We start from the raw sequence: 22,651 nt of genomic DNA on the forward strand, positions 1-22,651 counted from the left end.
CCGCCCCCGGGCTACTCGGGCAGCGGGGCGAGCTCGCCGGCGGACGCCGCTTCCTCGAGCAGCACCCGCCGGGCGCGTTCGTAGAGCTCCATCGCCTGCTCGGCGGTGTCGGCGACTGCCGTCATGCCGACCCGGCCGTGCTCCGTGATCGCGCTGATCATGTGGAACACGATGCCGGCCTGCCTCGACTGGTCGTAGTGCAAGCCGCTCCTCGCGATGACGTCGAACAGGTCGCCCACCGAGAGCGCCTTGAGCTCATCGGCGTCCAGGTGGTCGGTCGCGACCAGGTGCTTCTCGACGCCCTCCGGGGTCAGGAAGCGCCCCGATTCGGCGTCGTACCGCCCGTCGGTCAGGAACTGCAGGGTCAGGAACGGATGCGTCGTGCCGCCCTTGCGCAGGTTGATCTCGATCGCGTGCGCCGTCCAGTCGCCCGCGGCATCCCGAACCACGACGAAGTCGACGGCGAAGCGCCCGAGCACGCCCTCGGCGGCCAGTCGCTCGCCGATGGCCATGGCCGGTTCGCTGATCAGCCGTGAGTACGCGGGGTCGGCGGGGAAGACGCAGCCGAGGTAGCTCTGCCCGGTGACACCCCCGAGCAGTTGGTCGTGCGTGGAGAGCAGCTCCACCGTGCCGCCGGGAAGGGCCCGCAGCTGCACGCTCGGGCTCAGGAGCTCCTCGCCGACGATGCGCTCCTCGACGATGCCGCCGTCGGCCTCGAGCGCTGACTCGTACACCTCGAACGGCGTGTCCGGCGCCTCCAGCTGCATCGCCCGCACGCGTTCCGCGATCGCCTCACGCCGCTCGGAGGTCGGCCGTTCTGCGACGCCACGAAGGTCGACCAAGGCATTGCCCGAGCCCGAGACGCCCTCGTTGAGCTTCACGATGACCTCGCCCATGCCGGGCTTCACGACCAGAAGCTCGTCGAGCGCATCGACGACCTCGCCGATGCCGTGCAGGTCCTCCGCCCCAAGCGGATGGTTCACGCCGACCTCGGCGAAGAGCCTGCGGCAGCCGGTCTTGCTGCCGAGACCGGCCAGGCGCGGGTCGGCTCCGTACATCGGGATCCCGAGCGTCAGGGCGATGTCCCGTTCGAGCTCGGTCGTGTTGTACGGCACGAGGTGGCTGTGCGCGCGGTTGGGGATGAGCGCGGCGATCTTCGCCAGCAGCCTCGGGCGCTCCAGCACCTTGCGGCTGAGCGACCGCGGCGACGCGTCACCCACCGACAGCATGGTGAGCCGGGCGAGCGCGTGGCTCGGGATGACGCCCGGCAGCAGCGCCAGGTAGTACTCGATGATCCGCGGATCGACGGGCATCGAGGTCACGTAGACCATCCGGAGCCGGGGCTGGCGCAGCAGCAGGAGGAGGAAGAGGAACCGCTCCTCGAACGCCTGCGTCATGCTGCCGCTGCCCGCGACCGTGCGGCTCACCGGCACGGACGGGATGATCACGACCGACTCGTCGTCGACATCGAGGTTCATCGCCTCCCAGACCGACCGCATCCGTTGCTGCAGCCTCGAGAACCGGATGCCACGGGCCTCGTCGTCGAGATCGGCAAGCGTCTCCGTCGCGCTCATGTCGCCACCTCGGCCTTCGTCTCGTCGATCCCGGTGACCGCGAAAGCCCGCACCGGCCGGCTGAAGCCCTTCAGGTCCAGTTCGCCCACCGGTTCGCCGGACGCCAGGCCCTCGGTGGCGGAGTGCACGCGAGGAGCCACGAGGATCTGCCAGGGTCCGGCCTCACCGCACAGGCGTGCGGCGAGGTTCGTCACGCTGCCGATGGCCGCATAGTCGAAGCGACCTTCGAAGCCGATGCGGCCGAGCGTGGCGAAGCCCTGGGCGATGCCGATGCCGAACCCGAGGTCGTGGCCCTGCCTGGTCCACCCCTCGGCGAGCTCGCCGACCCGGTCGCGCATCGCCACGGCCATCGTGACCGCCCGCCCGGCCGGGTCGTCGCAGGGCAGCGGATCGTTGAAGAACACCATCAGGCCGTCGCCCGTGAAGCGTTCCAGGGTTCCCTCGAAGCGGTAGATCAGCTCGCCGAGGGCCGTGTGGTACTCGGCGAGCACGCCCATGACCTCCTCCGGCTCGCTCGACTCGGCGAACCGGGTGAACCCGCGGAGATCGCAGAAGACGACCACGATCTCGCGACGGTGACTGCCGAGGAATCCCTCATCGCCCGAGTCGATCACGAGGTCGACCAGCTGGGGCGACAGGAAGCGTCGGAGTCGATTGACGCGCTGCAGCTCGGCCACCTGCGCGTCGACGCGGGCCGCGAGCTCGGTGTTCCATGCGGCGAGCTCGGCGGCCTGCCGCTCGATCGTGTCCTGGTATCGCTTGACCCGAGCGAGCGACGCGACGCGGGCGAGCAGCTCGCCCTGGTTCAGCGGCTTCGTCACGAAGTCGTCGGCGCCTGCCTCGATCGCCCGCACCTTCTCCTGGTCGCCGCTCGCCGTGATCATGATCACGGGGAGGAACTCGAACCCGGCCGTGCTGCGGATGCGGCGGCACACCTCGTAGCCGTCGATGCCTGGCATCACGATGTCGAGGAGGACGAGGTCGGCACCCGACGAGGGGAGCAGTGCGAGCGCCTCCTCCCCGGAGGTCGCCGTGACCATGCGGTACCCGCGCGGGCTCAGGATCGCGTCGAGGAGCCGGAGGTTCTGCGGCAGGTCGTCCACCGCGAGCAGGGTGATCTCGTCAACGGCCATCGCCGTGCCCGTTGTTCAGGAAGTCGTCCACCTGACCGGGGAGCGCCCGGACGCTGATCGGCTTGTCGAGGTACCCGTCGAAGCCCTCTCGGGCCGTGCGCTCTCGGTCCTCGCGCATGGCGAAGGCCGTGACCGCGACAACCGGGACGTCGCCCAGGCGCGGGTCCTGCCGGAGCAGGTGGAGTGCCTCGTAGCCGTCGATCCCCGGGAGCTGCAGGTCCATCAGCACGAGATCGGGATCGCAGCTCGCCGCGAGGGCGACGCCCTCCTCGCCCGTCTGCGCCTCGACCACCTCGTACCCCGATGCGGTGAGCACGTCCCGGACGAGCTTCAGGTTGAGCGCGTTGTCCTCCACGACGAGGATGCGGCGGCCGGGCATCAGGGCGCCTCCTCCGGTCGGGCCGCGACGGGCGCGCTCGCCGCCGACAGCGATCCCGCGTGCACGGCACCCACCCGGCGCAGGGCCCCGACGAGCTCCTCCCGGCCGACGGGCTTCACCAGGTAGTCCGCGGCGCCGAGGGTCAGGCCGCGCGACCGCTCGTCGAGGATCGACACGATGATCACCGGCACCGCACTGGTGGCCTCGTCCTCGCGGACCCGGGTCAGCACCTGCCAGCCGTCGAGTCCCGGCATCCGGATGTCGAGCACCACCGCCGCGGGCCCGAGCGCGTGGATGAGTTCGAGCCCCTCCTCGCCGTCGCGCGCGTGCACGACCTGCACGCCGAGGCCGTCGAGGTACGCCGTCATCAGGTCGAGCGACGCGCGGTCGTCATCGATGACCACGACGACGGGCAGGTGCGTCTCATCGGCCGGCGCCGGCGGAGGCTCGGGCGCGGGGCCGCGCATCGGCACGGTGAACCCGAAGCTGCTGCCGACGCCGATTTCCGACTCCAGCCACATCCGTCCCCCCAGCAGCGAGACGATGCGCCGGCAGAGCGTGAGCCCGAGGCCGGTGCCCTCCTCATGCTGTGCTCCCCGGCGGCCCTGCTGGAACGACTCGAAGATGCGTTCCCGGTCCTCGGCCGGGATGCCGGCGCCGTCGTCCGTCACCGTGACCGCCAGGTCCTCGTCGACGCGCCGGGCGGCCACGGCGATATGCCCTCCGTCGCCGGTGAACTTCACGGCGTTGCTCAGCAGGTTGAGCAGCACCTGTTTCAGCCTGAGCTCGTCGGAGACGATCCCGTCGATGGTCGGATCGACCTCGAGCGTGATCGTGATGCCATGCAGCGCGGCCCGCTCGCGCACCATGGAGATGCCGTACTCGAGGACCGCCCGCACCGAGAACGTCGAGTTGGCGAGTTCCATCCGGCCCGCCTCCACCTTCGAGAGGTCCAGGATGTCGTTGAGCAGCTGGAGGAGGTGCCGCCCGGAGCTGAGGATGTCGTGGAGGTACTCGTCCTGCCGCTCGTTGAGCTCGCCGAACATCCGCTCCAGGAGCACCTCGGAGAAGCCGATCACGGCGTTCAGCGGCGTGCGGAGCTCGTGCGACATGCTCGCGAGGAACTCGGACTTGTGCTGGCTCACCACCTCGAGCTCGGCCGTCTTCGTCTCGAGCTCGCGGAACAGCCGTGCGTTCCACACGGCGAGCGCGGACTGGCTCGCGAACGTCTCGAGGAATTCGACGGTCTCGTGCGAGAAGCCGCCGGGGGTCTTGCGGCGCACGACGAGCGCACCGATGATCCGGTCGCCCCGCAGCACCGGCACGGCGAGCACCGACCGCCAGCCGTCGCCGTGCAGGAGCTCCAGGTGCGGGTCGAGTTCGACCGTGTCGAGGTCGGCGACGGCCAGCGGATGCCCCTCGAGTGCCGCGCGGCCGACGAGGGTCGTGTCGAGATCCACTCGGATGCCGCGCAGCCGGTCGAGGAGTGCGGCGCTGGTCGCGTAGGCGCTTCGCACCGAGAAGCTGCGGTCCCCCTCGACGTACTCCATGATCGAGCCGCCGTCGCAGCCCGAGAAGCGCACGGCGTTCATGATGATGTTCGAGAGCACCTCGTCGAGCACCAGGCTCGAGCTCACCACGCCGCCGACCTCGCTGAGCGCCTCGAGCTGCGCGACCCGTCGCGCGAGCTCCTGCCCGCGCTCCTCGAGTGCGCGGACGAGGTGCACGTTGCGCACGACGACCGCGGCCTGGGCGGCGAACGCCTCGAGCAGGGCCATGGCCCGTTCGTCGAACGGGTCGACGTGGGTGCGGAACAGCGAGAGCGCGCCGACGACGTCGTCGTCCAGCAGCATCGGCGCTGAGATGAGCGTGCGGAACCTGCCGATCTCCTGGAGGTCCTGGCGCCCGTACTCGGGGTCGACGAGCACGTCGGCCACCTGGCTCATCGTGCGATCCTCGGTCACCCGGCCCACGAGCGTGCGTCGGTCCAGCTTCATGGGGTTCGCCTCGATGTAGCTCACGAACTCGCTCGTGAGCCCGACCGAGGAGGAGAGCACGAAATGGTCGTCCTCGATGAGGTAGATCGCGGCGGCGGCGCTTCGGCACAACCGCCGTGCGCTCTCGACCACGGTGTCGAGCACCGCATCGGGGTCCGCCGAGGATCGGCCGAGTGCGGTGAGGACCTCGTTCATCGCGGCGAACTGCTCGGTGGCGTCGCTGTAGTCCCGCTGGAGGCTCTGGAACGCCTCCGGGCTGATCGGGTGTGCTCGCTCGCTGATGGCGGCCTCCCTTTCGAGACCTTCGCGCGACCGCGATGTCAGCCCACATCATCCTCGCGGCGTGCGCCGCCCGCAACGGTCAGGGGACGCACGCCGCCGAGACCGCGGTCGGTCCTGGGACGGGCGCAGCATGCCGGGGCCGGCTCAGCGTGCCGCGCCCTCCTCCTGGTCGTGCTCCTCGATGTCGTGTCCGAGGTCGTCCTCGATGAGCAGGTCGAAGCGCACGTGGTCGCTGCGGTACGCCGACCGTCCGAGCATGTGCGCCGTCATCGGCTGGGTGAGCAACTGGAACGTCATCACGAGCACGGCCGTGGTCAGCACGCCCCACGTCGGCACCTGCAGCACGATCGCGACGAGCACTGCGGCGAGGCCGAGCACCTGCGGCTTGGTCGCGGCGTGCAGCCGGGTCAGCACGTCGGGGAACCGCACGATGCCGATGCCCGCGGCCATCGACAGGAAACCGCTGACCAGGATCAGCAGCCCGACCGCGATCTCGGCGGCGCTCATCGAAGCCTCCCGGACTCAGCGCGCGGCGCGACAGCCGCGATCTCGGCGGCGCTCACGAGGCATCCTGCTTCGCCATGAACCGGGCGATCGAGATCGAACCGACGACCGCGAACATCGCCAGCACGAGCATGACCACGAGCGTGTCGGTGTGCTTGTTGACCGCCATCTCGGCGCCGAGCGCGCAGATCGCGATGGCGAGCAGCACGTCGGTGGCCAGTGCGCGGTCGAGGATCGAGGGCCCGCGGATGATCCGGTAGACCGCGGCGAGGGCGCCGATGCCGAACATGATGCCGGCGGCGACGCTGACGACGGTGAGGAAGGTCATCGTGATTCCTCCTTCTGGGATGCGGTGCCGGGCGCTGATGCGGTGCGCTGCCCCGATGCTGCCCGGCGGTCGCGTCGCGCCTCGCGGACGGATGCCGCCTGCGCTCGCGTGCCGATGGCGAGCACGATCCGCTCCTCGGTGCCCAGCACGGCGTTCCGCACCCGGTCGATGTCGGCGTGGGTGCGCGTGTCGAGGGCATGCAGGTAGAGCAGCCCGCGCTCCCGGTCGATGTCGACGACGACCGTGCCGGGGACCACCGAGATCGCCTCGGCGGTGAGCGTCGTCACGAGGTCGGAGCGCGTGAGCAGCTGCACCGCGATGATCGAGCTGATCGGCTGCCAGCGCGGGTTCACGGCGAGGAACGCCACCTGCAGCGAGGCGACGACGACGTCGAACATCATCCGGAGGCCGAGCAGCAGCCCCCGCCACGGGTTGAACCGCCCGCTGAGCAGCACCGGCGGCAGGTAGAGCACGCGCGTGACGCCGATCGCGAGGAGGACGCCCGTGACGATCGTGAGCGCATCGATGTGGTCCCACAGGAACAGCCACAGCGCCACGAGACCGACGAGCAGGGGCAGCTGCCGCCACACCGAGCCCCACCGTGACACGGACGTCTCGTGCCGCGGGCTCATCGGATGCCTCCCGGGAACACGAGCGACACGTACACGTCGGGGTCGATGAGGTTCGCCGCCGCCCGATCGGTGAACTCGAAGATGGGTCCGGCGAACACGGTGAGCAGCAGGGTCACCACGACGAGCGCGGTCGTCGCCGCGACCATGAGCACGGGCGTCGTGCGGGTCGCGGTGACGGTCGCCCCCTCGGGCGCCTCCTGCACCGACCCGAGCAGCACCGATTCATAGCCCTCGAGCTCGTCGCGTCCGCGCCAGAACGCCATGTTCCAGAAGCGCGTCAGGGCGTAGAGGGTGATGAGCGAGGTGATCGCGCCGGCGGCGATCACCGCCCAGACGAGCCAGGCCGGCCCTGCGGCATCCGTCGCATTCGCATCGTCGGCGCCCGCCAGGAACAGGCCGATCTTGCCGAGGAAGCCCGAGAACGGCGGGATGCCGCCGAGGTTCAGGGCCGGGATGAAGAACAGGATGGCGAGGTACGGCGACGCCTTCAGCAGCCCCGCGAGCCGGTTGATGGATGTGGCGCCGCCGAACCGCTCGATGAGCCCCGTCGTGAGGAACAGCGTCGTCTGCACGGTGATGTGGTGCACCACGTAGTAGATGGTCGACGAGTAGCCGAGCTGGGTGCCGACTCCGATGCCGAAGATCATGTAGCCGATGTGGCTCACGAGGGTGAACGAGAGCAGGCGCTTCACGTCGGCCTGGGTGAGCGCGCCGAGGATGCCGATGAGCATCGTGAGTCCCCCGACCACCAGCAGCAGCACCGTCAGGTCGTTGTCGGCGAAGATGACGGTCTCGGTGCGGATGATCGCGTACACCCCCACCTTGGTGAGCAGGCCGGCGAACACGGCGGTGACCGGAGCCGGAGCGGTCGGATACGAGTCGGGCAGCCAGAACGACAGCGGGAAGATGGCCGCCTTGATGCCGAACGCGATGAGCAGCAGCAGGTGCAGGATGAGCTGCACGTTCTCGGGCAGCTCCGCGATGCGCACCGAGAGCTGGGCCATGTTCGCCGTGCCGGTCGCGCCGTAGATCAGGGCGATCGCGCTGAGGAAGAACAGCGACGAGACGAGGCTCACGATGATGTACGTGACGCCGGCGCGGATGCGCTCGCCCGTGCCGCCGAGGGTCAGCAGCACGTAGCTGGCCGACAGGAGGATCTCGAACGCGACGTAGAGGTTGAACAGGTCGCCGGCGACGAACGCGTCGAACACGCCGGCCGACAGGACCAGGTAGCTGGGGTGGAAGATCGACACCGGGGTCTCGCGATGCCGGTCGGCGACGCCCTGCCCGACGGCGTACACGAGCACCACGAGCAGCACGATGGCCGAGATGAGCAGCATGATCGCCGAGAGCCGGTCGACGACGAGCACGATGCCGAACGGCGGTTCCCAGCCGCCGATCGCCACCACGGTGGGTTCGCCGGCGTCGACGGCCACGAGCAGCAGCGCCGCGATCACCGCGACGCTCGCGAGCACCGTGGCGCTCACCGCCATCTGCGCGCGCCGGTGGCGTCCGAGGATGAGCGCCGTCGCGGCGCCGAGCAGCGGCAGCAGCACGACGAGCGGAACGAGCACGCCGGTCGCGGTCATCGGGGCACCTCCTCGGGCTCCTCGTCGCTGGCGTCGATGAGGTCCTGGATCGCGCGGTCGTCGGCGGCCGACGACCTGATGAGGTCGGCGGCCTGCTCGGCGTCCTCGATGTCCTCCGAGACGTCGTCGACGAGATCACCCTTCTCCCCGAGTCGGGCCAGCCACCACGACCGGTAGATGAGCGCGAGCATGAACGCGGTGATGCCGAGGTTGATGACGATGGCCGTGAGCACGAACGCCTGAGGCAGCGGGTCGGAGATCTCGTCGGGATCGACCCCCTCGCCGAGGATCGGCGCGAGGCCCGGGGCGCCGCTCATCAGGAAGATGAGGATGTTCACGGCATTGCCGACGAGCAGGAAGCCGATGAGCACCCGCGTGAGGCTGCGCTCGAGCATGATCGAGATGCCGGCGCCGAACAGCACGGCCATGAGCACGACGAGGGTGAGCGATGCGGTCATCGGGCCAGCTCCTCGGCGAGCTCGGGACCCTCGCCCTGCTCGACGGCGTCGATGCCGGATGCCGCGTCGCGGCCGCCCGAGTCCAGGTCGCCGCCCTCCTCGCCCTCGTCGCCCGCGAGCTCCTCCTGCCGGTCGACCTCGCCGCCGAGCGAGCGGAGGATGTCGAGCACGAGCCCGACGACGACGAGGTAGACGCCGAGGTCGAAGAGCGTGGAGGTGCCGATCGAGAGGGTGCCGAGCACCGGCACCTCGGCCTCGAACCACGCCGACTCGAGCGGGATGCCGCCGAAGAACAGCGACGCCGTCGCGGTGCCGGCCGCGAGCAGCAGGCCCGTGCCGAGCAGCCGGCCGGCGTCGACCGGGGCCGCCTCGCCGAGCTCGTACCGCCCGCCGGCGAGGTAGCGCGCGACGAGCGCGAGGCCGGCGAGCAGGCCGCCGGCGAAGCCGCCGCCCGGTGCGTTGTGGCCGACGAAGAGGAGGTAGACCGACACGATGATCGCCGGGTGGAAGAGCAGGCGCACGAGCACCTCGATGAGGATCGAGCGGTTGCGCGGCGAGAGGGTGCGCCCCGCGAGGAGCCACGTCTGCCGGGTCGAGGCCGCGTCGGCTGCGGCATCCGTCTCGCCGTCGGTGTCGGCGAGGCTCGTGCGGGGCGCGCGGATGCTCGAGGCGGGCTCGGGGACGGGCTGCAGGCGCTCGCGGCGGTTCACGGGCGTCACGTCGTCGTCGAGGTCGTCGAGGCGCGGCGCTCCGCCCGTGCGGCCCGACACGAAGATGAGGCTCGCGACGCCGGTGGCCACCGCGACGAGCACCGAGATCTCGCCGAGCGTGTCCCAGGCCCGGATGTCGACGAGCATGACGTTCACGATGTTCTTGCCGTGCGCCTCGAGGGCGAGGGCCGGCAGGCCGCCGGCGATCGTGGGCTGGATGCGCGCGCCGAGTGCGATGAGTCCGACGATGCCCATCACGATGCCCGCGAGCGCGCCGATGATGCCGCGCGCCAGCTTGTGCACGGGCGGGTTGCGCTGGGCGATCTGCTTCGGCAGCCGGCGCAGCACGAGCACGAAGACCACGACGACGATGGTCTCGACCAAGGCCTGCGTGAGCGCGAGGTCTGGCGCGCCGGCCATGCCGAACAGCAGCACGAGCCCGTAGCCCGTGACGCTGACGAGCAGCACCGCGGTCATGCGCTGGCGCACGGTGGCCGCGGCGACGGCGGCGATCGCCATCACGAAGGCGAGGAACGGCTGCGACGGGTAGTCCCAGGGCCGCAGCTCGTCGGGCCACGTGGTGTTCATGATCGACGCGGCGCCGAGGCCGCCGATGAACACCGTGATGATGATCGCGAGGTAGCCGGGCAGCCCGCGGTGCTGGATGGCGGTCGTGACGGATGCCGCGACCCGGTCGACGACCGACACGATGCCGAGGTAGCCCCGGGCCGAGTCGACCACCGGGGAGACCGCCGCCTGCAGGCGTGCGACCCGACGGCGCTCCCACACGAGCAGGCCGCCGAGCGCGAAGACCACCAGCGAGAGGTACAGCGCCGGCTCGAGGCCGTGCCAGAGTGCGAGGTGGTAGGCCTCGGAGCCCGGCAGCTCGTCGGCGTAGGCGGTGAGCAGCGGTTCGATGAACCCGATCGCGAACGCGAGCACGATGCTCGCGGCCGAGAGGATGCCCGGCGCGATGCCGATCGCCCGGCTCGGTGCGTGCAGCGGCGTGGGGTCGAGGCCCTCGCGGGTGAAGAACGCGCCCCACACGAACCGCACCGAGTAGGCCACGGTGAGCACCGAGCCGAGGAACGCGCCCACGAGGGCGATCCACGCCCACGGCTCCGAGGCGGCGACGGCCTCGAGGAACGCCGTGAAGACGGCCTCCTTCGCGACGAAGCCGAGCAGTGGCGGGAGGCCCGCCATGGAGGCGGCGGCGACGATCGCGATGGTCGCGATCACCGGCATCCGTCGCCCGAGCGCTGAGAGCTTGCGCCAGTCGCGGGTGCCGGCCGAGTGGTCGACGATGCCCACCACGAGGAAGAGCGAGGCCTTGAACAGCGCGTGCGCGAGCAGCAGCGCGACGCCCGCGAGCGCGGCGTCGCGGGTGCCGAACCCGGTCACGAGCACGAGGAAGCCGAGCTGGCTGACGGTGCCGTAGGCGAGCAGCAGCTTCAGGTCGTACTGGCGCAGGGCGCGCCATCCGCCCACCAGCATCGTGAGCACGCCGAGCACGATGACGATCGGATGCCACACCTCGAGGTCGGCGTAGCCGGGGGCCAGTCGGGCGACGAGGTAGACGCCCGCCTTCACCATGGCGGCGGCGTGGAGGTAGGCCGACACGGGCGTGGGCGCGGCCATCGCGGCGGGCAGCCAGAAGTGGAAGGGCACCAGCGCGCTCTTCGAGATCGCTCCGACGAGCACGAGCGCGATCGCCCATTCCCCGGCCGTGCCCGTGACGGGATGCGCGACGAGCTCGGACAGCGAGCTCGTCCCTGCGGCGGCCACGAGCACGACGAGCCCCACGAGCATGGCGAGGCCGCCGAACGTGGTCACGGTGAGCGCCTGCAACGCCGCGCCGCGGCTCTCCTTTCGGCCGGTGTAGTGCCCGATCAGGAGGTACGAGAGCACGCTCGTCGCCTCCCAGAAGATGAAGAGGAGGAACACGTCGTCGGCGGTGACGAGGCCGAGCATCACGCCCGCGAAGGCAAGCAGCAGCCCGGCGAACCGCCCGAGGGCCGGCTCGTCGTCGGCGAAGTAGTGCGTGCAGTAGAGGAGCACCAGTGCCCCGACGCCGGTGACGATGAGCGCGAGCAGCAGTGCGAGCGCGTCGAGTCGGAACGAGAGGGCCAGGTCGAGCTGTGGCACCCAGGGCACGAACTCGACCACCGGGTCGCCCGCGAGCACGCCCGGGAGCCAGGTGAGCAGCAGCACGAACACGGAGGCCGGCACCAGCGCGATGACCGCGAAGACCCGGCGCCCGAGCAGCCTCGCGGCGAGCGGCGTCAGCAACGCGACGGCCGCGAACGCAGCGAGGCAGGCGATCATCCACACTCCTCGCGCTCGCACCGTTCCGTCCTGTAAGTCTACCGAGGGGGTTCCGCGACGTCCGGGGCGAGTCGTATGCCGAGAGCGGAATCGAGAGGGTTGACGGATGCCGCGAGCGGGACATAGCGGACGGGGGTCGTGACCCGGGCAGGATGGAGGCATGCCGATCCTCATCTCCGCCGACGAGCTCGCCCACCGTCTCGAGGAGGAGCGCGACGGGCACTCCGCCTCCCGCACCGTGGTGCTCGACGTGCGGTGGAGCCTCGCGGTGCCCGACGGGCGCCCGGCGTTCCGCGCCGCGCACGTTCCCGGCGCCGTCTACGTCGACCTCGACCACGAGCTCGCCGACCACGACGCGATCGGGGAGGGGCGGCATCCGCTGCCGTCGGAGGACTCGTTCACCGCGGCGATGCGGCGCTGGGGCCTCCACGACGGCGACACCGCCGTGGTCATGGACGACCTCGGCAACCAGTCGGCCGCTCGCGCCTGGTGGCTGCTGCGGCACGCGGGCTTCGCCGACGTGCGGATGCTCGACGGCGGCCTCGCCGCCTGGGTCGCGGCGGGGCATCCGCTCGCCACCGGTGACGACGTGCCCGAACGGGGCGACGCCACCGCGCACTTCGGCGCGATGCCGGTGATCGACGCCGACGGAGCCGCGGAGTTCCCCGCGAACGGCGTGCTGCTCGACGCCCGGGCTGCCGAGCGCTACCGCGGCGAGGTCGAGCCGATCGATCCGCGGGCCGGCCACGTCCCCGGCGCGCGGTCGCTGCCGACCGCCGGCAACCTCGACGCCGACGGGCGATTCCTGCCGCCCGAGCTGCTGCGCGCACGCTTCGCCGAGGTCGGGATCACGGCCGGCACCCCCGCCGCGGCCTACTGCGGCTCGGGCGTCACCGCCGCGCACGAGGTCGCGGCGCTCGCGCTGGCCGGCATCGACGCCGCGCTCTACGCCGGCTCGTGGAGCCAGTGGTCGAACCAGGACGAGCGGCCCGTCGCGACCGGCGCCGAACCCGGCTGAGTCACTCGGGGCGGTGACCCACCGCGATCAACGTCGCCAGGTCGACACGCTGCACGTCGTGCTCGACGATGCCCGCGAGGAACCGCTCGCGCACGTCTGCCTGCGCCGCCTCGTCGAGGCCGGAGAGCATGGCGCGCATGCCGGTGCCCTGCACGAGCCTCCACGCCAAGTCGGGCGTGAGGTCGACGTGGCGCTGCACCGCGTCGGCGCGGACCCCGACGAGCCCGAGCTCGGTGAGCCGGTGCGCGAGGGTGCCCGCGGTGTCGGGGATCGCGGTGGCGTGGTCGTCGTTGTCGTCGCCGGTGTCGTGGTCGCCGGGGTCTCCGGTGTGGTCGTCCGTTTCGTCGTCGTCGTGATCGCCCGCGTCGGCGCCGTGCTCCTCGGACAGCGCAGCCGCGAGCAGCCCCGGCAGCGGCTCGAGGGCGCCCTTCGCCCACGCGGTGATCGCCACCCGCCCGCCGGGACGTGCCCGCTCGATCAGGTGCCGCATGCCCGCGTCGAGCTCGGCGAACCGTTCCAGGCCCAGCACGCACTGCACGACGTCGTAGCCGGTCGGCTCCCACGCGGCGACGTCGTCGACGTGCAGCCGCAGCTGCGGCATCCGCTCGCCCGCTCGCTCGCGAGCCAGCGCGACGCGCGACTCGTCGTCATCGACCGCGTCGACGAGGCCGCCGATGCCGACGAGCTCCGCGGTGGGCAGGGCCGACGCCCCGTCGCCGCAGTACGCGTCGAGCACGCGTTCGTCGAAGCGTGGATGCGAGCGCGAGACCGCCGCGGTCGAGATCGGATCCCAGAGCACCCCATCGAGTTCCGCCGACGAATCCACCGCATCGGCGGACTCCTCAGCGAAATCGGGTACGGTCGTCGTGTCCCCCATCTGCCCATTGTCGCCCTGATCTGGTGCAAATCGCAGATTCAGGCAATCGAGATGTGGAACGGGCAGACTTGGACCTTCGTGTTCCCAAATCGAAACGAGCATCTTCACATGAACCGTGCCCTGCGCCGCGCCGCGCCTGTCGCGCTGGTCTCCGCCGCCGCCCTGCTCCTCGCGGGCTGTGCAGGCAGCACCAGCCCCGAAGCCTCCAAGACGCCGACCGCCGAGGCGGCCGAATGCATGGACCTGTCGTCGGGCGACCTCAGCGACGGCGTGACGGTCGAGGGTGACTTCGGCACGTCGCCGACCGCCACCTTCACCACGCCGCTCGAGGCCGACGAGCTCGAGCGCACGGTCGTCATCGAGGGCGATGGCGAGACCACGAAGAAGGGCGACAAAGTCAACGTCGTCGTGACTGCGTACTCTGGCACTACGGGGGAGCAGGCATTCTCAGATCAGGCAAGTATTGCGGTTGGTTCGCCGATGCTTGAGGGATTTGCAGCGGGCTTCGATTGCGTCGCTGTGGGCTCGCGAACAGTGACAGTTGCACCCGCGGCGACCGTCTACGGCGAGGACGGCAATGAAAGCGTGGGGATCGCTCCTGGTGACAACCTGGTGATCGTCATGGATGTCGTCGAGATTGCCAAGCCGTTGAAGCCCTCTTCGTGGACGGAGAATGTGCCGGAAGTCAAGTTCGCGGCCGAGGGCGAAATGCCCACCGTCACCCTCCCGGCAACCCCGCCGCCGACTGAGTTGCAGTTGAAGGTGCTCGAAGAGGGCGACGGGGATGTTGTTGAGGAAGGTGACAGTGTCACCGTTCAGTACCTCGGCACCAGCTGGGAGACGGGCGACGTCTTCGATAGCAGCTACGAGCGCGGCGAGGCTGCGACGTTCACCACCGACGGAGTGATCCCTGGTTTCGGCGCAGCACTCGTGGGACAGAAGGTCGGCACCAAGCTGATCGTCACCATCCCGCCGCAGTACGCCTACGGCACTGAGCCCGCTTCAGAGCAATCACCGCTCTCGGGCCAGACGCTGGTCTTCCTCGTGGAGATCCAGGACACCGCGCCGGCGACCGACGCGAAGTAGCCGAACGACGAAGGGCCCGGGCGAGTGATCGCCCGGGCCCTTCGTCGTCGGCGCCGGTCCTCGCCACCCCGTCGGCGCCGGTCCTCGCCACCCCGTCGGCGCCGTGCTCTTCGCCGAGATGGAGGAACGACCAGCCGACACGCCGGCTCGGGCGTCCCGACACACCGCCGGCTGCCCGGTTCTTCCTCCATTTCGGCGACGCGGATGCCGCAGCAGCGCCGCGCGCAGGCGTGGGGGCGCGGTGGCGCCGCGGCGGCGGGGCTCGCGTCAGTGCGCGCCGGCGGCCAGCGCGACCGCGAAGATCGCCGCCGACGCGAGCTGGAACGCCACGACGAACACGGTGTCACGTGCCCGCCACCGGCTGACCGTGCGCTCGGTGCGGGTCGGATGCGCCCCGAACGCGCGCGCATCCATCGCGAGCGCCACCCGCTCGGCATGCCGGATGGCGCTCGCGAGCAGCGGGATCGCGTACCCGGTCGCCCGCCGAAGCGCGGCGATCGGACCGCGTCCGCGGTCGGCGCCGCGGACCCGGTGCGCGGCACGGATGACCTCGAGCTCGTGTCCGAACCGCGGCACGAACCGCAGGGCCGCGAGCGCGGTGTATCCGACCCGGTAGGGCACGCGCAGGTTCTGCACGAGCGCCCGCACGAGCTCGGGCCCGGTCGTGGTGAGGCCCGCGATGAGCGTCAGCATGAGGATCGCGGCGATCCGCAGGGCGGTCGCCACGCCGATCAGGTAGGCGCCGAGCGTGAACGTCCAGTCGCCGACCTCGATCAGCACCACGGATGCCGCGGGGCCGGCGGTGTCCACGCGGGCCGGGTCCACCCACAGCCCGAGGCTCAGCCCGAGCAGCGCCACGCCCACCGGCGTCGCGATGAGCAGCACGGCCACGACGCGCCCGGACAGGCGAGCGCCGACGAGGAGCAGCACCAGCCCGAGCACCGCGAAGGCGAGCGGGATCGCGAGGCCTCGCGTGAAGAGCAGCCCGATGATCGCCGGGAGGGGCGCGGCGATCTTGGCGATCGGGTTCAGTCCGTGCAGGAACCGCGCAGGCGGCGCCGGCCGCGCCGCCGCGTACGGGTCGCGCGCGGCGGTGACCGGCGCGGTCGGGGCGCTCATCGGGCGACCCGATCCGAGCGGGGGAGCTGCGACATCCGCGTCACCGTCTGCCACTCGGGATGGCGCACGAGGCTCCGCATCGCACGTGCGAGGGGCGGATGCCGCAGCCCGGCCTCCTCGATGAGCGGACCCGCGAGCACCTCGTCGGTCGTGCCGGTGCCGACCACACGGCCGTCCTGCATCACGGCGACCCGGTTCGCGTAGTCGGCCACGAGCTGCAGGTCGTGCGTGACGACGAGCACCGTCGTGCCCTCGCCGTTCAGCGTGCGGAGCAGGTCGAGGAGCTCGGTCGCGCGGGCGCGGTCCTGGCCGAAGGTGGGTTCGTCGAGGGCGAGCACGGGGGCTCCGGCGACGAGGGCCGTGCCGACCGAGAGTCGCCGCTTCTGCCCGCCCGACAGGAGGAACGGATGCCGGCCGGCGTGCTCGACGAGATCGAAGCGCCGCAGCATCCGCTCGATCTCATCGTGTCGTTCCGCCTCGGGAACGCCCTGGAACCGGAGGCCGGTGTCGAGCTCACCGGCGACGGTGTCGGCCACGAACTGGTGCTCGGGATTCTGGAACACGAAGCCGATGCGCTGTGCGCGGTCGCGCGCGTCGGCCCGTTGCGGGTCCATGCCGAGCACGTCGACGAGCCCGCCCGTGCGGGGCGCCACGCCCGCGATCGCCTGCAGCAGGGTGGTCTTGCCGGCGCCGTTCGTGCCGACGATGGCGAGGAAGTCGCCGGATGCCACGTCGAGGTCGACCCCGTGCACCACGACCGGTCCGCGGCGGCCGCCCCGACGCACCGACACGTCGCGCACCGTGATGGCGGGTGCGGCAGAGGGTGCGAGCGCGGTCGCGGGCGTCGTGATGGGTGCGGGCAAGACGTCGATCGCCTCGAGCGCACCGGCGAGCTCGGACGGCGTGAGCGGAAGCGGATCGATCGCCACTCCCGCCGACCGCAGGCGCATGGCCGCGAGGGTCGAGACGGGCAGCCACACGCCGAGTTCGAGCAGCTCGCCCGCCCGGCCCTGCAGCACGTCGCGCACGGCTCCGTCGATGACGAGGCGGCCCGCCGCGTCGAGCACGACCACCCGGTCGACGAGGTCGACGGCCGCGTCGAGGTTGTGCTCGATCAGCACGATGGCGTGGTCGCGGTCGTCGGCGAGCTCGCGGAGCACCGCGTACACCTCGTCGATTCCAGCCGGGTCGAGGTTCGCCGTCGGCTCGTCGAGCACGAGCACCGGTGAGGCCAAGGCGAGGGCGCACGCGATCGCGAGTCGCTGCCGGCCGCCGCCCGACAGCACGTCGGGGTTGTCGCCCCGGCGGTCCCACAGCCCGACGAGCTTCAGGGCGCGCTCGGCACGTTCGAGCACCTCGGCCGCGGGAACGAGCCGGTTCTCGGGGCCGAACGCGACCTCGTCGAGCAGGGTGCCCGTCACGACCTGGGCGTCGGGATCCTGGAAGACCATGGCGACGTGCTCGCTGAGCTCCGCGACCGTGCGCTCGCGCGTGTCGGCGCCGCCGACCCGCACCGACCCCTCGAGCTCGGCCGCCACGGCGTGCGGCACGAGACCGTCGAGCGCGAGGGCGAGCGTCGACTTGCCGCATCCCGACGGCCCGAGCACGAGCACGACCTCGCCGGCCCGGATGTCGAGTGACACGCCGTCGGGCGTCGCGCGGGCGGTGCCCTCGTGCCGGATGCGCACGGCATCGAGCTCGAGCAGCGGGGCGGTCATGGAGCGGCTCCCGGTTCGGAGCCGGCGGGGGCCGGCGGAGCGGAGACATCGCCGACGATGCCGGCTTAGGACAGCCTAACTTGCCGCACCGACGGTCGATCGGCGGCCGGCGAGCGCACCGACCCGTGGGGCGTCAGCCGACCCGCGTGCCCACAGTTCTCGCTGCCGCCGCCTCGAGCTCCGCCGCGATCATCCCGAACGTGTCCATGTCCCGGATGCGGCGGGCGAGAGCCCGCGCCCGCTCCCGGTATCCGGGGTCGCCGAGCACGCGCTCCACGCCCGCACGGACCTCGGCGGCCGGCGGCGTCCCCGTCTTCAGGTTCACGCCGACGCCGGCCCACTCGACGCGCGTCGAGACCTCGGGCTTGTCCTCGGTGTCGCCGGCGGCGACGATCGGCACGCCGTGGCTCAGCGCGTACTGGGTGCCGCCGAACCCGGCGTTCGTCACGAACACGTCGACCTTCGGCATCAGCAGGTCGTAGGGCAGGAACTCGGCGGCGCGCGCGTTCGACGGCAGCGGGCCGACCTCCTCGACCGGCCGCCCACCGGTGGCGACGACGACGAGCACGTCGCCGCCGTCGAGCGCGTCGAGCGTGGGACGCACGAGGCGGCCGAAGTCGGCGTTGTCGATGGTGCCCTGGGTCACGTGCACGACCGGTCGATCGCCGTCGAGCTCGTCCCACCACGCGGGAAGGGCGCCGGCCACGGGCGCCGGGGGCAGCACCGTGCCGACGAAGCGCAGGTTGGGCGACAGGTCGCTGCGCGGATACTCGAACTCGGCGGGCGAGAGCTGCAGGAACCGGTCGAACCGGCGCGAGAAGTCGAGCACGAACGCGTCGAGGTCGGGCCGGCCGAGCGAGCGCATGGTCTCGTTCGCGAGCCGCTGCGTGGCCCGGAACAGCACGCGCTGCACGAGCACGTTCAGCACGCGGTTGCGGAGCCGCCCGACACGCCCCGGCATCGGCGCGAGGCCGAGCCCGTAGGGCGCGACATCCGGGCTCGACTGGCTGAGGGGTACCACCCCGACAGCCAGCACGGGCGGGCGGGTCGCCGGATCGTCGAGGAGCAGCGGCAGGATGCCCGCGAACGCGGCGTCGACGAGGATCGCGTCGGGAGCGACCTCCGCCAGGGCGGCCTCGACCCCGCGGAACTGGTCGGGCACCGTCTTCACGAAGATGGTCTGCACGTCGTACTGGAGCTTGCCGATGCCGCGGTGACGGTCCCGGTCGGGCAGGTGCTCGGCCATGCGGCGGTCGTCGAGGTCGGCGATGCCGCCCAGGGCGCGGTGGGCGGCGCCGGTCGCGACGACCGCGTCGTGGAACCGGGAGCCGGTGAGCACGGTGATGTCGTGGCCACGCGAGACGAGGTCGCGGGCGATGGCGAGCAGGGGCGCGACGTGACCCTGGATGGGGCTCGCGCACAGCAGGTAGGTGGACATGTGCAGCGAAGCTACGAGCGTCCGGATGCCGCGGCAAGCGATTCGGGCCCCGTTCGGTGCTGTCCCGGGCGAAGTTCAGGGCTGGCACCGAGCGGATTCGCAGCAGACGGTAGGTTTTGGAGCGCAGTCTCGGGAATGCCCAGATCAGCCCAGAGGTTGTATCAATGTCCGGACGTGGAGCCACCACGTCGGAAGGAGGAGAACGTGGGCATCAGTTACGTCGAGTTCGAAGACGAAGCCGGAGTCCTGCGTCGCTACCGCAAGCACGCGAACGGGCGCGGCCTCGTGGCCACGACCGCGAAGGTGGACGCGACGGCATTCGTCGACCCGACCGCCTACGTCGACCCCGGTGCCGAGGTGCAGCGCGGAGCCCAGATCGGGCACGGCGCCTGGATCGACCGCGACGCCATCGTCGCGGAGCGGGCCGTGGTGGGCGTCAACGTCCACGTCGGCCGTCGGGCCGTGGTCGGCCGCAACGCCGTCATCGGTCCCTACGCCAGCGTCGGCGACGACGCGCGCGTGCAGAACGGCGCACGGGTCCCCCGTGAGATGACGGTCGCCGAGGGCGACGAGTTCCGGGCGACCGGCGACGACCTGCGCCGGCTCGGCCTCGCGGCCTGACGGCGCCGGTACGGCACGCGGAACCGCAGCAGACAGACGGATGCCCCGGGCGAGTGCCCGGGGCATACTCATGCCCGGCGGCTCACGCCCTCAGCGTCAGCCGAGCAGTTCGCCCGCCAGCAGCTCGAGCGTCTGCTCGCGGCCGGGCGCGGCATCCGTCGGCTCGGACTCGTGCGAGCCCGCGATCGGGGCGACCATGACCTCGTCGATGCCGTGCCGCGCGGCGAGGCGCCGCAGTTCGGAGGCAGCGCCGGCGGCATCCGCGATGATCCACCGCTGCTCCATCGCGGCGATGAGCTCGTCGCCGAGGGAGTCCGCGGGGGCCGCGGCCGCCTCCTCGATCGTCTCGAGCGGACGCATCGGGCGGTTGGTGCGCAGGCGCGCCATCGACCGCAGCTGCGGCAGGGCGCGAGCCCGCGCCTCCTCGACGGTGGGAGCGACGGAGGCGTTCACCGTCAGGAACGTCTCGGGCATGGGGTGCGCCTCGCTCGGCTGGTACTCGGTGCGGTAGAGCTCCAGCGCACGCTCGAGCCCCTCGCCCGAGAAGTGGTTCGCGAACACGTAGGGCAGGCCGAGCGACGCGGCGAGCTTCGCCGAGTAGTCGCTCGAGCCGAGCAGCCACAGCGTCGGCACGTCGGCCGCCGCGGGCGTTGCGGTGATCGCGTACTCGCGCCCGCTCGTGAGGCGCAGCGAGGCGCCGTCGGGGGAGAGCAGGCTGAGGATGTCGGCGATGTGATCGGGGAACCGGTCGACGTCGGCGGTCGGCCCCGAGATGCGCAGCAGCTGCGTGATCACCGGGTCGCTGCCCGGCGCGCGGCCGATGCCGAGGTCGATGCGCCCCGGTGCGAGCGCCTCGAGCGCGGCGAACTGCTCGGCCACGACGAGCGGCGCGTGGTTCGGCAGCATGACGCCACCCGACCCGACGCGGATGCGCTCGGTGCGCGCCGCGGTCGCCGCGATGAGCACCGGAGGCGTCGTCGAGGCGACGGCCGGCATGTTGTGGTGCTCGGCGAACCAGTAACGGGTGTAGCCGGTGCGGTCGGCGAGTTGCGCCAGGCGCACGGATGCCGCGACGGCGCCCGCGCTCGTCTGGCCGGTCCGCACGGGAACGAGGTCGAGCACGGAGAGTCGGAGCGTGTCAGTCATCGCTGGTGCCAACGGAGGGCGGGGGCGCGCTATTCCGTGTTCCGGGACAACCCTGAGGTGCTCGGAGGGCGACCCCTGACGCGCGCGGCATCCGCTCGCCCTGGAATGGAGCTTGCGTTCGTGCGAGCCGCCGGGATCCCCCGCGGCCGCCCGCCCTCTGGAGGGCCGCCCTCCCGAGCGAGGAGCAGGGCCCGCGACCGCGCCACCTCGAAAGGAAGCATCCGTGAACACCCCTGTGCCCGCCGCCACCGTGGCCCGCGCCGACGACGAGATCACCACCTTCTCGCTGCAGGAGGGCCTCGCCCTCCTCGACGACCGGATCGCCGGGCGCGTGTACCTGCCCGGCGACCGCGACTGGGACGACGCCCGCCGCGCCTGGAACCTCGCCGTCGACCAGCGGCCGCTCGCCGTCGTGGTGGCGCGTTCCGTCGACGACCTCGCCGAGACCGTGCGCGCGGCGGCACGGCTCGGGCTCGCCGTGGCCCCGCAGGCGACCGGCCACAACGCCGGACCGCTCACCGCGGGCGACGGCCTCGCCGACGTGCTGCTGCTGCGCACCTCTGAGCTGCGCGGCGTGCTGGTCGACCCCGACCTGCGCGTCGCGCGCGTCGAGCCCGGCGCGCTCTGGAGCGATGTGGTCGCCGCGGTGACCCCGCACGGGCTGGCCGCGCTCGCCGGATCGTCGCACGACGTCGGCGTGGTGGGCTACACGCTCGGCGGCGGCCTGAGCTGGCTCGGCCGATCGCACGGCCTTGCCGCGAACTCGGTGCTCGCCGTCGAACTCGTCACCGCCGACGGCGTGCGCAGGCGGGTCGACGCGGAGCACGACCCCGAGCTGTTCTGGGCCGTGCGCGGCGGCGGCGGCGACTTCGGGGTGGTCACCGCCCTCGAGTTCCGCCTCTATCCGATCGCCGAGGTCGTGGCCGGCACCCTCTTCTTCCCGCTCGAGCGGGCCGACGAGGTACTGCAGGCCTGGGCGGCGTGGACCACGACGGTGCCGCGGAGCGTCACCTCCGTCGGCCGGGTGCTCCGCTTCCCGCCGATGCCCGACCTGCCGCCGTTCCTGTCGGGCCGGTCGTTCGTGGTGGTCGAGACGGCCGTCCAGGAGACGCCCGAGCGCGCCGATGAACTGCTCGCGCCGCTCCGCGCACTCGGAGCCGAGATCGACACGGTGCACCGGCAGCCCGTCGCCGAGCTCCTCCAGCTGCACATGGACCCGCCCGGCCCGATGCCCGGCGGCGGCGACGGCATGCTGCTCGCCGACCTGTCGCCCGCGGCGGTGCGCGCGTTCCTCGCGGCGGTCGGGCCCGGAGCCGACACCGCCCTGCTGTCGGCCGAGATCCGTCATGTCGGCGGCGCCCTCGCGCCCGAGGCCGCAGCCGATACCGCCGCCGAGCGGCGCACCCCGGCCCCCGGCGCCGTGGCAGGCTTCGACGCCGAGTACCTCCTCTTCGCCGTCGGAATCGCCGGGCCGGGCACGGAGGAGGCGCTCGCCGCATCCCTCGGCCGGCTGCTCTCCCGGATGGAGCCGTGGCGGGCACCGGTCGACTACGCGAACTTCGCTGAGCACGCCCGGCCGGCCGAACGGCTCTTCGGGGACCGCGTGCAGCGCCTGCGTGCCGTGAAGGAGGCGGTGGATCCGTCGCGGCTCATCCGTTCCAACCATCCCGTGCATCGCTGATCCGGTCCCGGGTCGTCCACGGGGACTGTCGCTCGT

19 protein-coding genes are annotated in these 22,651 nt (G+C 71.8%); 4 read left to right on the forward strand and 15 right to left on the reverse strand.

Features of this window, described 5'->3' with window-relative positions; genetic code table 11:
- Positions 1–11 precede the first annotated feature (11 nt).
- The 10 genes from AC1DZA_RS00870 to AC1DZA_RS00915 form a co-directional block, all read right to left on the reverse strand.
- Positions 12–1,574, reverse strand: coding sequence for a peptide ligase PGM1-related protein (locus tag AC1DZA_RS00870; protein WP_476771320.1), 1,563 nt, complete (start codon positions 1,572–1,574; stop codon positions 12–14).
- The gene (locus tag AC1DZA_RS00875; protein WP_476771321.1) at positions 1,571–2,707 is read right to left on the reverse strand and encodes an adenylate/guanylate cyclase domain-containing protein; all 1,137 of its coding nucleotides are present in this window, start codon (positions 2,705–2,707) and stop codon (positions 1,571–1,573) included. The genes AC1DZA_RS00870 and AC1DZA_RS00875 overlap by 4 nt, the downstream gene beginning before the upstream one ends.
- A complete protein-coding gene (locus AC1DZA_RS00880; protein ID WP_476771322.1) occupies positions 2,697–3,086 on the reverse strand; it encodes a response regulator in 390 nt (129 codons plus the stop codon). Before AC1DZA_RS00880 ends, AC1DZA_RS00875 begins: the two co-directional genes overlap by 11 nt.
- Complete coding sequence (locus tag AC1DZA_RS00885; RefSeq protein WP_476771323.1) at positions 3,086–5,278, reverse strand: hybrid sensor histidine kinase/response regulator; 2,193 nt, start codon at positions 5,276–5,278, stop codon at positions 3,086–3,088. Before AC1DZA_RS00885 ends, AC1DZA_RS00880 begins: the two co-directional genes overlap by 1 nt.
- Positions 5,279–5,509: 231 nt before the next feature.
- Positions 5,510–5,872: a monovalent cation/H(+) antiporter subunit G gene (mnhG, locus tag AC1DZA_RS00890; protein WP_476761214.1), complete on the reverse strand. Its 363-nt coding sequence runs from the start codon at positions 5,870–5,872 to the stop codon at positions 5,510–5,512.
- Between the two features lie 52 nt (positions 5,873–5,924).
- Complete coding sequence (locus AC1DZA_RS00895; RefSeq protein ID WP_309976597.1) at positions 5,925–6,197, reverse strand: MrpF/PhaF family protein; 273 nt, start codon at positions 6,195–6,197, stop codon at positions 5,925–5,927.
- The gene (locus AC1DZA_RS00900) at positions 6,194–6,805 is read right to left on the reverse strand and encodes a Na+/H+ antiporter subunit E (RefSeq protein ID WP_476771324.1); all 612 of its coding nucleotides are present in this window, start codon (positions 6,803–6,805) and stop codon (positions 6,194–6,196) included. The genes AC1DZA_RS00895 and AC1DZA_RS00900 overlap by 4 nt, the downstream gene beginning before the upstream one ends.
- 20 nt (positions 6,806–6,825) lie before the next feature.
- Positions 6,826–8,418 (reverse strand): Na+/H+ antiporter subunit D, encoded by a 1,593-nt coding sequence (locus AC1DZA_RS00905; protein WP_476771325.1) that lies wholly within the window; start codon positions 8,416–8,418, stop codon positions 6,826–6,828.
- Positions 8,415–8,876 carry an NADH-quinone oxidoreductase subunit K gene (locus AC1DZA_RS00910; protein ID WP_476761217.1) on the reverse strand — a complete coding sequence of 154 codons (462 nt, stop codon included), beginning with the start codon at positions 8,874–8,876 and terminating at the stop codon, positions 8,415–8,417. The genes AC1DZA_RS00905 and AC1DZA_RS00910 overlap by 4 nt, the downstream gene beginning before the upstream one ends.
- Complete coding sequence (locus tag AC1DZA_RS00915) at positions 8,873–11,911, reverse strand: Na+/H+ antiporter subunit A (RefSeq protein WP_476771326.1); 3,039 nt, start codon at positions 11,909–11,911, stop codon at positions 8,873–8,875. Before AC1DZA_RS00915 ends, AC1DZA_RS00910 begins: the two co-directional genes overlap by 4 nt.
- A gap of 160 nt (positions 11,912–12,071) precedes the next feature.
- Between AC1DZA_RS00915 and AC1DZA_RS00920 the strand changes: the two genes are divergently transcribed.
- Positions 12,072–12,929 carry a sulfurtransferase gene (locus AC1DZA_RS00920; protein ID WP_476771327.1) on the forward strand — a complete coding sequence of 286 codons (858 nt, stop codon included), beginning with the start codon at positions 12,072–12,074 and terminating at the stop codon, positions 12,927–12,929.
- A gap of 1 nt (position 12,930) precedes the next feature.
- On the opposite strand, the gene AC1DZA_RS00925 is transcribed toward AC1DZA_RS00920, so the two are convergent.
- On the reverse strand, positions 12,931–13,806 hold the full coding sequence (locus AC1DZA_RS00925; protein WP_476771328.1) for a class I SAM-dependent methyltransferase: 876 nt from the start codon (positions 13,804–13,806) through the stop codon (positions 12,931–12,933).
- A 108-nt stretch (positions 13,807–13,914) separates the two neighbouring features.
- On the opposite strand from AC1DZA_RS00925, the gene AC1DZA_RS00930 reads away from it, so the two are divergent.
- A complete protein-coding gene (locus tag AC1DZA_RS00930; RefSeq protein ID WP_476771329.1) occupies positions 13,915–14,892 on the forward strand; it encodes an FKBP-type peptidyl-prolyl cis-trans isomerase in 978 nt (325 codons plus the stop codon).
- Between the two features lie 267 nt (positions 14,893–15,159).
- Here AC1DZA_RS00930 and AC1DZA_RS00935 read toward each other — a convergent pair whose 3' ends face one another.
- The 3 genes from AC1DZA_RS00935 to AC1DZA_RS00945 form a co-directional block, all read right to left on the reverse strand.
- A complete protein-coding gene (locus tag AC1DZA_RS00935) occupies positions 15,160–16,011 on the reverse strand; it encodes an energy-coupling factor transporter transmembrane component T family protein (RefSeq protein ID WP_476771330.1) in 852 nt (283 codons plus the stop codon).
- Positions 16,008–17,729: an ABC transporter ATP-binding protein gene (locus tag AC1DZA_RS00940; protein WP_476771331.1), complete on the reverse strand. Its 1,722-nt coding sequence runs from the start codon at positions 17,727–17,729 to the stop codon at positions 16,008–16,010. Before AC1DZA_RS00940 ends, AC1DZA_RS00935 begins: the two co-directional genes overlap by 4 nt.
- A 133-nt stretch (positions 17,730–17,862) precedes the next feature.
- Positions 17,863–19,167 (reverse strand): glycosyltransferase, encoded by a 1,305-nt coding sequence (locus AC1DZA_RS00945; protein ID WP_476771332.1) that lies wholly within the window; start codon positions 19,165–19,167, stop codon positions 17,863–17,865.
- Between the two features lie 204 nt (positions 19,168–19,371).
- On the opposite strand from AC1DZA_RS00945, the gene AC1DZA_RS00950 reads away from it, so the two are divergent.
- On the forward strand, positions 19,372–19,788 hold the full coding sequence (locus AC1DZA_RS00950) for a transferase (RefSeq protein ID WP_309976619.1): 417 nt from the start codon (positions 19,372–19,374) through the stop codon (positions 19,786–19,788).
- A 96-nt stretch (positions 19,789–19,884) separates the two neighbouring features.
- Here AC1DZA_RS00950 and AC1DZA_RS00955 read toward each other — a convergent pair whose 3' ends face one another.
- Entirely contained in the window at positions 19,885–20,934 is a 1,050-nt protein-coding gene (locus AC1DZA_RS00955; protein ID WP_476771333.1) for an LLM class flavin-dependent oxidoreductase, read from the reverse strand.
- A 223-nt stretch (positions 20,935–21,157) separates the two neighbouring features.
- Here AC1DZA_RS00955 and AC1DZA_RS00960 point away from each other — a divergent pair, with 223 nt between their 5' ends.
- Entirely contained in the window at positions 21,158–22,615 is a 1,458-nt protein-coding gene (locus tag AC1DZA_RS00960) for an FAD-binding oxidoreductase (RefSeq protein ID WP_476771334.1), read from the forward strand.
- Positions 22,616–22,651: the final 36 nt, after the last annotated feature.

The sequence above is a fragment of the Agromyces sp. P2_B3 genome, from assembly GCF_056404815.1.